Source organism: Pseudoduganella sp. GW821-FHT12E03 (genome assembly GCF_058807115.1).
The window spans coordinates 176117-188231 of record NZ_JBXAQJ010000012.1; the positions used below are offsets into that span (position 1 = coordinate 176117).

Sequence of the window (12115 nt, forward strand, 5' to 3'; positions counted from 1 at the left end):
TGAGGTTATTTACACGATGCCGAGGTGCTCGGTGCCGGCCGACATGTCGCGGTTTTTCGCCGCCTTGCTTTCCAGCTTGATTTGCAGGCGCAAGTCGTTGACGGAATCGGCATTGCGCAGCGCGTCTTCATACGTGATCAAGTCCGCTTCATGCAGGTCGAACAGCGACTGGTCAAACGTTTGCATGCCCAGTTCGCGCGAGCGCTTCATCAGCTCCTTGATTTCATGCACCTGGCCCTTGAAGATCAAGTCGGAAATCAGGGGGGAATTGAGCATGATTTCAATCGCCACCGCGCGGCCTTTGGCTTCCTTGCGGGGCACCAGACGCTGCGAAATCATGCCTTTCAGGTTCAGCGACAAATCCATCAGCAATTGCTGGCGGCGCTCTTCCGGGAAGAAGTTGATGATGCGGTCGAGCGCCTGGTTGGAACTGTTGGCGTGCAGGGTCGCGAGGCACAGGTGGCCGGTTTCCGCGAAGGCAATCGCATGGTCCATGGTTTCGCGGTCGCGGATCTCGCCAATCTGGATCACGTCCGGCGCCTGGCGCAGGGTGTTTTTCAGGGCGATTTCCCAGTCTTCCGTATCGACCCCCACTTCGCGTTGCGTCACCACGCAATTGCCATGCGGGTGCACGAATTCCACCGGGTCTTCGATGGTGATGATGTGGCCGTAACTGTTGTGGTTGCGATAGCCCAGCATGGCCGCCAGGGTGGTGGACTTGCCGGAACCGGTGGCGCCCACCATGATGACCAGGCCGCGCTTGGCCATGATGACTTCTTTCAGCACCTCGGGCAGGCCGAGGTCTTCCAGTTTCGGGATGGTCGAGTTAATCGTCCGCAGCACCATGCCGACCGAGCCCATTTGCACGAAGGCGGACACGCGGAAGCGTCCCAGGTCGCCGGGACTGATGGCGAAGTTGGCTTCCTTCGACATTTCAAAGCCGGCTGCCTGCTTGTCGTTCATGATGGAACGGGCCAGGTCGGCGGTGTGGGCCGGAGTCAGTGGCTGGGCCGAAACGGGCGTCATTTTGCCGTCGATTTTCATGGCGGGCGGGAAGCCGGCCGTGATGAACAAGTCCGAACCTTTCTTGCTGAGCATCAGGCGCAGCAAGTCGAACATGAATTTGGATGCCTGGTCGCGTTCCATAAATTACCCTGGGAAGTTTTCCGGGATCTTGGCGGCAAAGCGCGCCGCCGCCGACGAAATCACGTTGCGCCGCACCAGGTCCGTCAGGTTCTGGTCCAAGGTCTGCATGCCGACGTTGCTGCCGGTCTGGATTGCCGAATACATTTGCGCGATCTTGGCTTCGCGGATCAGGTTGCGGATCGCCGGTGTGCCGACCATGATTTCATGCGCCGCCACGCGGCCGCCGCCATCCTTGGTCTTCAACAGCGTTTGTGAAATCACCGCTTGCAGCGATTCGGACAGCATCGCGCGCACCATTTCCTTTTCTTCGGCCGGGAACACGTCGACAATACGGTCGATGGTTTTCGCGGCGGACGAGGTGTGCAAGGTGCCAAACACCAGGTGGCCGGTTTCCGCCGCCGACAGGGCCAGGCGGATGGTTTCCAGGTCGCGCAATTCGCCGACCAGGATCGCGTCCGGGTCTTCCCGCAGCGCCGAGCGCAGCGCGTTATTGAACGACAGCGTGTGCGGACCGACTTCGCGCTGGTTGATCAGGCATTTCTTGGATTCGTGCACGAATTCGATCGGGTCTTCGATGGTCAGGATGTGGCCGTACTCGTTTTCATTGAGGTGGTTGATCATGGCCGCCAGGGTGGTGGACTTGCCGGAACCGGTCGGTCCCGTCACCAGCACCAGTCCCCGTGGCTTCAATGCGAAGTCGGCGAAGATTTTCGGGCAGTGCAGCTCTTCCAGGCTCATGATCTTCGACGGAATGGTCCGCAGCACCGCGGCCGCGCCCCGTTCCTGGTTATAGGCATTGACGCGGAAGCGCGCCAGGCCGGGGATCGCGAATGAAAAGTCACATTCCAGCATTTCCTCGTACGCCTTGCGCTGGCCGTCGTTCATGATGTCATAAATCATGCCGTGCACATCCTTGTGCTCCATCGGCGGCAGGTTAATGCGGCGCACGTCGCCGTGCACCCGGATCATGGGCGGCAGGCCGGCCGACAAATGCAAGTCGGAAGCCTTGTTCTTCACTGAGAATGCGAGTAATTCGGAAATGTCCATTTATAATCCCTGTGCCTGCGGTTCGGGCGCCTTCCTCCCGGGAGGCGCGGACGCGCGGGTCCAGCAATTGTCAACTCTCCCGCTCAACGATTATGGCCAGAATAGCCCGGAACTTGCAAGCAGTCATAGACAACATTGTTGCCTCGGAGCACGAGGCAGGCAGGCCGGCCGGGGCTGTGCAGTTGCTGGCGGTTTCCAAGACGTTTGGCCCGGAAAGCGTGCTGGAAGCGGTACAGGGCGGCCAGTTGGCCTTTGGCGAAAACTACCTGCAGGAAGGGCTGGACAAAATCCGCGCCCTGGCCAGCGCCACCCCCACGCCGGACCAGGCGCTGGAATGGCACTTCATCGGTCCGATCCAAAGCAACAAGACCCGCCCCATCGCGGAACATTTCGACTGGGTGCACACGGTCGAGCGCGAGAAAATCGCCCAGCGCCTGTCGGACCAGCGCCCAAGCGGCTTGCCGCCGCTGAACGTCTGCCTGCAAGTCAATATCAGCGGCGAGGCCAGCAAGAGCGGCGCCGCGCCGCAGGACGTGGCCGCGCTGGCCCATGCGGTGGCGGCCATGCCAAAGCTGCGCCTGCGCGGGCTGATGGCAATCCCGGAACCGGAAGACGATTTCGATCAACAGCGCGCGGCCTTTGCCCGCGTGCGCACCCTGTATGAATCGCTGCGCGCCGAAGGCCTGCCGCTCGATACGCTGTCGATGGGCATGTCGGGCGACATGCGGGCCGCCATCCTGGAAGGCGCCACCATTGTCCGCGTGGGCTCGGCCATTTTTGGCGCGCGCACCTACTCCACCAAGGAATCATCATGAAAATCGCATTTATCGGCGGCGGCAACATGGCCGCCGCGCTGATCGCCGGCCTGGCCGGCAAACTGACGGCCGGCGCCAATATCCACGTGGTGGACCCGAACAGCGCCTCGCTCGAACGCCTGCAGGCGCAATACGGCGTCACCACCGCACCCTCGGCCGAGGCGTCGCCCGCGGCGATTGCGCAGGCCGACGTGATCGTGCTGGCCGTGAAACCGCAAATCATGAAAGAGGTGACGGCGCAGCTGTTGCCGCTGCTGCCGGCCGGCGGCACGGCGCTGCTGCTGTCGATTGCCGCCGGCATCCGCGCGCAGGACTTGTCGCGCTGGCTAGGCGGCTATGCGGCCATCGTGCGCACCATGCCGAACACGCCGGCGCTGATCGGCCAGGGCATCACCGGCATGGTGGCGGCCAGCGGCGTGTCGGCGGCGCAGCGCGCGGCGGCGGACGCCATCATGAAAGCGGTGGGCGGCACAGTCTGGCTGGACGATGAGGCGCTGATCGATCCGGTGACGGCGGTATCGGGCAGCGGCCCGGCGTACGTGTTTTACTTTATCGAAGCGATGCAGCAGGCCGCGCTGGAAATGGGCCTGAACGCGGAGCAGGGCAAGCAACTGGCGCTGGCGACGTTTACCGGCGCGGCGCAACTGGCGGCGCAATCGGATGAACCGGTGTCGGTGCTGCGCGAACGCGTGACATCGAAAGGCGGCACCACCTATGCGGCGCTGACCAGCATGGAAGAAAGCGGCGTCAAGCAAGCCATCATCACCGCGATGAAAGCGGCGGCTGCCCGAGGCCGGCAATTGGGCGAGGAACTGGGCAAGGCGTAGGGTGGTTTTGCCGTTAGGCAAAGCCACCATGCATGCGTTACGGCAGCGCCAGTAGTAGCGGGCTGCCGGCAATGGCGGCTTCCCTTGGAAACCGCCCTACGGTTCGCCCAGATATTTCTGGTAGATGGCCTGGAACCGGCCGCTGTCTTTCAAATGCTTCAAGCCCGCGTTGAAATCATCGCGGATTTTGCGGTCGCGGAACACCGGGCGGTAATCCATGGGATTGAAGCGCACAAACGCATGTTCGGTGGTGGGCTTGGGCTTATAACCGGTCTGCCGCAATTGCAAGGTAAAGTACTTGAAGATATTGCGGTCGCTGAGCACCAGGTCATAGCGGCCCTTGTCCAGCGTCAGCACTTGCAAGGCCTGGTCATTTTGTTCGTAATAATGGCCTTCGGCCTGCACGGCGGCCAGCCAGTCCGGATAGCGGCGCGCGGCGCCGGCAAAGGAAATCACCGACAGCCCCTTTAAGTCCTCCGGCTTGCGGATCACTAGGTTGCGGTCTTTCAGGCTGATGAAGACGTTGTCGTAAAACACGGCCGGGTCGCCGTAATGTGCGCCGTCGGGCCGTAAATCCTGGCCCAGGTCGGTCATGGCGGCGTCCACTTCCTTCGCCTTGAAGGCGACCGGGATGCGGGCGAACGAATAATAGCGAGGCTTGAGCACGTGGCCACGGTAAGCCAGCGCCTCACCGAGCACTTCCACTTCAATCCCGGAATTCGTTTCCGGGAAACAGAATGGCGGGATTTTTTCGCCAAAGGCCATGCTCACGTCGGCCGCCATGGAGGGGGCCGCGCACTGCCAGCCGATAGCCAGCAAAGCGAAGGTACTGCGCAGGTTCATGTTCAGAGATCGTCAGAATTGATGCCGTATGCCCACAGCGATCACTCGCCGCGAACCGCCCGGCAGCGTGGTTTGGTAATTCGCTGCGCTGCCGTTGCGCAGGCGGGAGGATACCAGATACAGGTTGGTACGCTTCGATAACAAATGGTAGTAGCCCGCCGCCAGCTGTTTTGCGCCCGCGTTCGGGTTGCCGCGGTCGGTCTTGCGGACATAATCCGCCGACAGCAAATGCAAGCCGAACGGCACCGACACGCCGACCAGCAAGTCGCGCGTATTGAGTGTCTTGTCGTTGGTGCTGCGCGCTGCCGCCAGCCAGCCGCGCACCGGGCCCAGGTCGATATTCCCGCCGATCATGGTGCTGCGCGCCAGGGTGGCGCCAGCCGCGTCGTTGGCGTCATGGTGCGCCAGCTGGATATTGAAGATGCCGGTCTTGTAGCCGACATCCATGCTGACCTGGCGGTTGGCGCTGCTGCTGACCGCGCTTTCGCCGGCAGCCCAGGCAATGTCGCCATAAAAACCGTGCAAGTCCGATGGCAGCGAATATTTGACGGTGTTATCCATGCGCACGCCGGAGTCATAAAACACCCGGGTCGATTCGCCGGGGCCCTTGGCGTCGAACGGGTCATTGGTGGCAATCGCGCCGAAGTACGGGGTGAACATGCGGCCCGCCCGGACCGTGCCGATCGGGCTGGACAGGCCGACCCACGCCTGGCTGCCAAACACCCGTCCGGCAAAGGACGGGGCGCCGGTATCGGATTCGATTTGCGATTCCAGCATGAAGCTGGCGGACAGGCCGCCGCCCAGGTCTTCCTGGCCACGGATGCCGAGCCGCGACGCGGTTTGCTGGCCGCTGTCGACCCGCATCGATGATTTGCCGGAGTTGCTGTCGGCGGCGATGGCCAGGTCCATGACGCCGTAGACCGTGATGGATTGTGGCGCCGGCTGTTGCGCGCAGGCCCATGCCGGAACCAGGCACAGTAGTACTGCCAGTGGGTTTTGCATGATGGATTCCGCATTTGTCACGCGCGTGGCGCTTCTCCCTGTTGTACTCCTGGGCCGGAGCACCTGCAATGGCTGCCTGTAATCTTGTGCAAATTGGCAACGGTCTGTATGGCGCGGACTCGCCGCGTTGGGTATGCTGGGACTTTTCCAGGGGATGACGCATGCAACTGCGCCGCGCATTGCTGGCCTTGCTGGTGGGATGGGGCGCCACATGGGCTGCCTGTGCCGAGCCGTCGGCGGGGCGGGTGTTTGTCGTGGGCGTGGAAAGCCTGCAGTACTACCCCTTGCACACGATCGACCGCAATAATGAATACGCGGGCTTTGCGCGCGAAGTGCTGGATGCGTTCGCAAAGCGCCACGGCTATACCTTCCGCTATGTGCCGCTGCCGATCAACCGCCTGTATTCGGCCCTGCTGAAAGAGCGGACTGTGGATTTCAAGTATCCGGATAACCCGAAATGGCGCGAAGAATTACGCAGCGGCGTCACTCTCAGTTACAGCGATGTGGTGGTGACGACAGCGGAAGGGGCCATGGTGTTGCCGCGCCGCCGCGGCCGTCCAATGGTGGAATTGAAATCGCTGGGCACGGCGCTGGGTTTCACGCCGTGGCCGTTTCAGGAGGCGATCGACAGCAAGGCCATCACGCTCACCACCAGCAGCAGCTTTGACAGTTTGCTGCGGCTGGCGCTGGCCGGCCATATCGACGCGGTGTATGTCAACGTGGACGTCGCCAACCATATGCTGGACGAGCAGTTGCATGCGCCCGGCGGCTTGCAGTTTGATCCGGGCTTGCCGCATGCGCGCAGCGACTTCCGCCTGTCGACAGTGCGTTATCCGGACGTGGTGCAACAGTTTTCCCATTTCCTGCAACAGGAGCGGGTTTGGCTGCAGCACGTACGCAACCGCTACAACATCAGCAATGGCGCATCGGCGCGCTGAGGGATTACTCCCGGCCGATCAGGTAACCGAGCGCGAGACCCGCCGCGGCCGCGATGCCCACACCCACCCATGGGCTTTCCTGGACATAGGCATCGGCGGCCTTGCAGGCCAGCTTGCCGCGCGCCAGCACCGTGTCTTCCAGCTTCAGTAAATCCGTTTTGGCGCCATCGATCGCTTCCCGGAACTGGGTTTTCGCCTGCTCGATGTCGGCCGGCGCATCTTTCGGGGTGGCCTTGAGCCATTGTTCCGCGTCGCTGACCGCCTCACGCAAATGGCTCAGCAAGCGTTCGCGGTCGGCGCCGGCTTCCTGCCGCAAGGTATTGCCAGTGCTGCCGGTGGTGGGGGTGTGAGTCTGGTCCATGGCGCCCTCTCTGTGGGTGGGTGAAATTAGGATTAACGCAGCGCGAAATCCAGCGCGATGCCGGCAAATACCGCCGCTCCCAGCCAGTTATTGTGCCGGAATGCGGCGAAGCAGGGCGCACGTTCGCGGCCCCGGATTAAAGTGTAGTGGTACCCCGCGCAGCCCGCCGCCACCGCAAGGCCGGCATGGAACCACGGGCCCAGGCCATAGTGGATGCCGGCCGCCAGCAGCATGCCGAGATTGACCGCGTAGCACAGCATGATGGCGGCCACGTCATGCCGGCCAAACGTGATGGCGGAGGTCCTGATGCCGATTTTCAGGTCGTCGTCGCGGTCCACCATGGCATATTCCGTGTCGTAGGCGACGGCCCAGAAGACATTGGCCGCCAGCAGCCACCACGCGACTGCCGGGACCGTGCCTTGCACGGCGGCATACGACATCGGGATGCCAAAGCCAAACGCGATCCCCAGGTAGGCTTGCGGGATCGCGAAGAAGCGCTTGAAGTACGGGTAGGTGCCCGCAATCAGCAGCGCCGCCACGCTCAATTGCTTGGTCAGCGCATTGAGCGGCTGGATCAGGATGAAGGCCGCCAGCGCCAGCACCGCCGCCACCGCCAGGGCTTCCTTGCCACTGACCCGGCCGCTGGTGATCGGGCGCTCCGCCGTGCGTTTGACGTGGCGGTCGAAATCCTGGTCCGCGTAATCGTTGACGGCGCAGCCGGCCGAGCGCATCAAGAAAGTGCCCACGCAAAAAATCAGCAGGATGCGCCAGTCGGGCACGCCGCCGCTGGCCAGCCACAGCGCACCCAGGGTTGGCCACAGCAGCAGCACGGTGCCGATGGGTTTGTCGAGGCGGATCAGGCGGAAATAGAGCTGCAGCTTGTTCATCGCGATGGCTTTATCGGGCAAAAGCGCGATTATAGCCCGGCGTCAGGACCCCTTTCAGGCCTCGCTGGCGGTGGCCGGGGTGACACCGGGCAGCTTGCACTGCGCCACCGCGGTGCAGATGGCGTCGATGGCGGCCTTGCGGGTAAAGCTCTTGCGCCACACGATGACGACGCGGCGGGTGGGTTCCGGATCGGAGAAGGGGCGGAATTGCAGCATGCCGTCCTGCGCCTGCATGTCGGGCACCGACGCGCGCGGCAGCACGGTCAGGCCGATGCCGCTGGCCACCATGTGGCGGATGGTTTCCAGCGACGATCCTTCGAACGTGCGCTGCATGCCGTTGCCCGGCGCCGCATAGCGCGCCATTTCCGGGCACACTTCCAGCACCTGGTCGCGGAAGCAGTGGCCATTGCCCAGCAACAGCATGGTCTCGGTCTTCAAGTCTTCGGCGGGAATGGTGTTGCGGGCCGCCCACGGGTGATTGTGTGGCATGGCGACCACAAACGGTTCGTCATACAGCGCTTGCAGCGCCATGCCATGGTCGGGCAGGGGCAGCGCCATGATGGCCGCGTCGAGTTCGCCCTGGCGCAGCATTTCCAGTAATTTGACGGTGAAGTTTTCCTGCAGGATCAGCGGCATTTGCGGCACATGGCTGACCATGGCTTTGACCAGCGGCGGCAACAGGTAAGGGCCGATGGTGTAAATCACGCCGAGACGCAGCGGGCCGGCCAGCGGATCCTTGTTTTGCTTGGCCAGTTCCTTGATGGCGGCGGTCTGTTCCAGCACCCGCTCGGCCTGGGCCACGATTTGCGCGCCCAGTGGTGTAACCGAGATTTCCGCGCCGCCCCGTTCGAACAGGACCACGCCCAGTTCATCTTCGAGTTTTTTGATGGCGACCGATAAGGTGGGTTGGGCGACATAACAGGCTTCGGCGGCGTGTCCGAAGTGTTTGGCGCGCGCAACAGCGACAATGTATTTCAGCTCGGTCAGTGTCATGCAATCTATTTGAACACAGGCAACCGACGCATGCAATGGTCGTGTGGTCTGAAGTACAAGCTAAAGTCGTAACGTCGGGCAATGGTCACGGCATAGGCCGAAGCATATAATGGGCCGCACCGGTTACAGCCTGACAGGAGCGATGCGCATGTCTACTTTTGGTCACGAGGAAGCCCAGGCCTACATCCATAAATTGCTGACGGTGATGCACCAGACCGGCGGCTCCGACTTGTTCATTTCCGCCGACTTCCCGCCCAGCATGAAGTCGCAGGGTTCAATGAAACCCCTGAGCCAGCAGCGGCTGACGGGGGAAGTTACCAAGGCGCTGGCGTACGCCATCATGAATGAACGGCAGCGCACCGAGTTCCAGGCCGAGATGGAGTGCAATTTCGCGATCTCGCTGCCGAACGTGTGCCGTTTTCGCGTCAATGTGTTCGTGCAACAGCAAAATGTCGCGATGGTGATCCGCACCATCGCGTCGGAAATCCCGAACTTCCAGAAGCTCGATTTGCCGGAAGTACTCAAGGAAGTCATCATGACCAAGCGCGGCCTGGTGCTGGTGGTGGGCGGCACCGGGTCCGGCAAGTCGACCACGCTGGCGGCCATGATTGATTACCGCAACGCGAATTCGGCCGGCCACATCATCACGGTGGAAGACCCGGTTGAATACGTGCACAAGAATAAGGGTTGCCTGATCACGCACCGCGAAGTCGGCGTCGATACCCTGTCGTGGCATAACGCGCTGAAAAACACCTTGCGGCAGGCGCCGGACGTGATCCTGATTGGTGAAATCCGCGATACGGAAACCATGGAACATGCGATTGCGTTTGCGGAAACCGGCCACCTGTGCCTCGGCACGCTGCACGCCAACAACGCCAACCAGACCATGGACCGCATTATTAACTTCTTCCCGGAAGAGCGGCGTAACCAGCTGTTGATGGATTTATCGTCGAACTTGCGGGCGATTGTGTCGCAGCGGCTGGTTCGCACGGAAGATGGCAAGGGCCGCAAGGCGGCGATTGAAATCCTGCTCAATTCGCCGACGATCGCGGAAATGATCTTGAAGGGGAACTTCCAGCAAATTAAGGAAATCATGCACAAGTCGCGCGAGCTGGGCATGTGCACGTTCGACCAGGCGCTGTATGAACTTTATAATAAGGGCTTCATTTCGTACGACGAAGCCATACGCAATGCCGATTCCGCCAACGGCCTGCGTCTGCAAATCAAGTTGCGCGGCGACCGCAAGGAGCCCGGCGATGCCGCCAGTTCCAGCAGCGCCGGCAGCTTGAGCATGCAGATCGAGGAAGAAGAAGAGGAAGAAGATGACGCTTCCGGCACCAAAACCTGAAACCATGACCCATATCCATGCCTGAATTTGAAGACAAAATCTGCAGCCGCGCCACCTTGAAGGAGCGCGTGGCGGCATTGCCCAAGCCAGTGGTGCTGACCAACGGCGTATTTGACATCCTGCACCGTGGCCACGTGACGTACCTGGCGCAGGCGCGTGCGCTGGGCGCCTCGCTGGTGGTGGCGGTCAATACCGACGCGTCGGTGAAACGCCTTGGCAAGGGCGACGACCGCCCGCTGAACCATTGTGAAGACCGGATGGCGGTGCTGGCCGCGCTGGAAGCGGCCAGCCTGGTGGTGGCGTTCGATGAACAGACGGCGCTGGAAGTGGTGCAGGAATGCCAGCCGGAGATCTATGCCAAGGGCGGCGACTACGACATGACCGCGATTCCGGAAGGGCAGGCGGTGCTGGCGTATGGCGGCAAGGCCGTGGCGATCGATTTTGAACACGACCGCTCGACCACCAAGCTGCTGGCCCGGGTGCGCATGTATGGCAACTGAGCGGCAACTGAGCGGTCATTAAGGTTTTTTCAGGATGGTGATTTTGCCATCCGATTCCAGGAAGATGCACTGCATATCTTCGAGTTTGCAGTCATCTTCGCGCAGCGCGCGTTCAATGTCGCTTTCCGCCACGCGGTTTTTCACAGCCGCGTCGTGAAAGATCTTGCCATGCCGGCCCAGCAGCACCGGCGTGCCTTCGATCCAGTCGGTGGCTTTGCGGCTGTGCGCGGTGATCCAGGCGATCAGCATGTTCAGGGCAATCAGGGTGGCGGCCAGCAGCAGGCCGGCGGGCACGGACTGGTCGCCACCCGACAGGGAATTCGACACGGCTTCCGACAGCAGCATAATCACCAGTAAATCAAACGGGGAAAATTGCCCCACCGTGCGCTTGCCGGAAATCCGCACCATGACCAGCAGCGCCCCATAAATGATGGTGGCGCGCGCGATGTATTCCCACCAGGGTAATTCCATGTCGAACATGGCGCCTCCTGTCGTTTCGGCTGTTATACGACAGACAACCGGAGCGCGCCCACACGGTTGTCTCCGGATGTCACACCCTGGGGTCAGACCCCAAATGTTACAAAAGTGGACATGGGTTGAGCAGAGTGCTACTTACAGGGAGGTTTTGCAAGCCATTGTCTGGATGACTCGGCAAACTGTACGTGAGGAGATGCAAAAATACTGCGCGATTTGATGCAAGGTGAATTCGCCTGTCATGTGCGCCCGATAAATCGCAGCGTTGCGAGAAATGCTGTCCTGAGCAATATTGGTCAAACTTGGGCGTGGGCGGGCAGCGTCAGGCAGCGGCAGGGCCAGTTTCGGCGAAGGTCGGGGCAGATTTTTTCCGGCTTCTATAAATCGACCGTACGCTATGCGGCGATCGGCCAGCTCTCCATTTCCAAACATACCTAAAAGCCATTCGTAATCCAACCACGTGGGTGCTGGGCAAATCCCGAGTACATAGCGATGACTGCTCCAGCGCCAATCTCCGGCACCGGTGGCCAGGCTGGCCCTGACAGGGTTGAGTACCGTGTAGCGTGCAGTTTCTAACAATTGTGCATCAGAATGAATGATCTCTGAGTGATAGCGGCCTTGCAGTGCATGCCCGGTTAGCTCGTGGCGCTCATTGAAATATCGGCCATAGCGGCCGTTCAAATAGCGCATGGTATTGCCTATGTTTGGCTCGGTGGTCTTGAGTAACAAATGGAAGTGGTTAGGCATCATGCAGTATGCATAGACCACGATGTTATAGCGAATTGCCGTCTCGGCAAGGGCCTCCAACCACTCGCAGTGATCGCCTTGGTCGAGATATAGCAGGGCACGGCGGTTGCCGCGCGACGTGATGTGGTACATCGCGCCGGCTGCCTGAAAGCGGATGTGTCGGCTCATCGTGGCAGCGTAGCAAACG

At 61.3% G+C, this 12115-nt stretch carries 14 protein-coding genes; 5 read left to right on the plus strand and 9 right to left on the minus strand.

Translation table 11 applies throughout. The annotated features are described in order from the left end of the window. Positions 1–9 precede the first annotated feature (9 nt). Positions 10–1146 carry a PilT/PilU family type 4a pilus ATPase gene (locus AC1RRC_RS27150; RefSeq protein WP_493058724.1) on the minus strand — a complete coding sequence of 379 codons (1137 nt, stop codon included), beginning with the start codon at positions 1144–1146 and terminating at the stop codon, positions 10–12. A 3-nt stretch (positions 1147–1149) separates the two neighbouring features. Next, the gene (locus tag AC1RRC_RS27155; protein WP_493058725.1) at positions 1150–2193 is read right to left on the minus strand and encodes a type IV pilus twitching motility protein PilT; all 1044 of its coding nucleotides are present in this window, start codon (positions 2191–2193) and stop codon (positions 1150–1152) included. A gap of 92 nt (positions 2194–2285) precedes the next feature. Between AC1RRC_RS27155 and AC1RRC_RS27160 the strand changes: the two genes are divergently transcribed. Both AC1RRC_RS27160 and proC read left to right on the plus strand, forming a co-directional pair. Then, positions 2286–3008, plus strand: coding sequence for a YggS family pyridoxal phosphate-dependent enzyme (locus AC1RRC_RS27160; protein WP_493058726.1), 723 nt, complete (start codon positions 2286–2288; stop codon positions 3006–3008). After that, positions 3005–3835 (plus strand): pyrroline-5-carboxylate reductase, encoded by an 831-nt coding sequence (gene proC, locus AC1RRC_RS27165; protein ID WP_493058727.1) that lies wholly within the window; start codon positions 3005–3007, stop codon positions 3833–3835. The genes AC1RRC_RS27160 and proC overlap by 4 nt, the downstream gene beginning before the upstream one ends. A 96-nt stretch (positions 3836–3931) precedes the next feature. On the opposite strand, the gene AC1RRC_RS27170 is transcribed toward proC, so the two are convergent. After that, positions 3932–4678 carry a substrate-binding periplasmic protein gene (locus AC1RRC_RS27170; RefSeq protein WP_493058728.1) on the minus strand — a complete coding sequence of 249 codons (747 nt, stop codon included), beginning with the start codon at positions 4676–4678 and terminating at the stop codon, positions 3932–3934. A 12-nt stretch (positions 4679–4690) separates the two neighbouring features. Further along, entirely contained in the window at positions 4691–5680 is a 990-nt protein-coding gene (locus AC1RRC_RS27175; RefSeq protein WP_493058729.1) for a porin, read from the minus strand. 161 nt (positions 5681–5841) lie between these two features. On the opposite strand from AC1RRC_RS27175, the gene AC1RRC_RS27180 reads away from it, so the two are divergent. Further along, entirely contained in the window at positions 5842–6618 is a 777-nt protein-coding gene (locus tag AC1RRC_RS27180) for a substrate-binding periplasmic protein (protein WP_493058730.1), read from the plus strand. Positions 6619–6622: 4 nt separating this feature from the next. Here AC1RRC_RS27180 and AC1RRC_RS27185 read toward each other — a convergent pair whose 3' ends face one another. From AC1RRC_RS27185 to AC1RRC_RS27195, 3 genes are read right to left on the minus strand one after another with little or no spacing between them, the layout of a single operon-like run. After that, positions 6623–6979, minus strand: a complete 357-nt coding sequence (locus AC1RRC_RS27185; RefSeq protein WP_493058731.1) for a glycine zipper domain-containing protein — start codon at positions 6977–6979, stop codon at positions 6623–6625. 32 nt (positions 6980–7011) lie between these two features. Then, entirely contained in the window at positions 7012–7866 is an 855-nt protein-coding gene (gene ubiA / locus AC1RRC_RS27190) for a 4-hydroxybenzoate octaprenyltransferase (protein ID WP_493058732.1), read from the minus strand. A gap of 54 nt (positions 7867–7920) precedes the next feature. Beyond that, positions 7921–8859, minus strand: a complete 939-nt coding sequence (locus tag AC1RRC_RS27195; RefSeq protein ID WP_493058733.1) for a hydrogen peroxide-inducible genes activator — start codon at positions 8857–8859, stop codon at positions 7921–7923. A gap of 148 nt (positions 8860–9007) precedes the next feature. Between AC1RRC_RS27195 and AC1RRC_RS27200 the strand changes: the two genes are divergently transcribed. Together AC1RRC_RS27200 and rfaE2 are read left to right on the plus strand one after the other, a co-directional pair. Next, positions 9008–10207 carry a PilT/PilU family type 4a pilus ATPase gene (locus tag AC1RRC_RS27200; protein ID WP_493058734.1) on the plus strand — a complete coding sequence of 400 codons (1200 nt, stop codon included), beginning with the start codon at positions 9008–9010 and terminating at the stop codon, positions 10205–10207. Between the two features lie 17 nt (positions 10208–10224). Continuing rightward, complete coding sequence (rfaE2, locus tag AC1RRC_RS27205) at positions 10225–10707, plus strand: D-glycero-beta-D-manno-heptose 1-phosphate adenylyltransferase (protein ID WP_493058735.1); 483 nt, start codon at positions 10225–10227, stop codon at positions 10705–10707. 18 nt (positions 10708–10725) lie between these two features. Here rfaE2 and AC1RRC_RS27210 read toward each other — a convergent pair whose 3' ends face one another. Continuing rightward, positions 10726–11187 (minus strand): DUF421 domain-containing protein, encoded by a 462-nt coding sequence (locus AC1RRC_RS27210; RefSeq protein ID WP_493058736.1) that lies wholly within the window; start codon positions 11185–11187, stop codon positions 10726–10728. Positions 11188–11319: 132 nt separating this feature from the next. Beyond that, positions 11320–12096, minus strand: a complete 777-nt coding sequence (locus tag AC1RRC_RS27215) for a transposase (protein WP_493058737.1) — start codon at positions 12094–12096, stop codon at positions 11320–11322. Between the last annotated feature and the right edge of the window lie 19 nt (positions 12097–12115).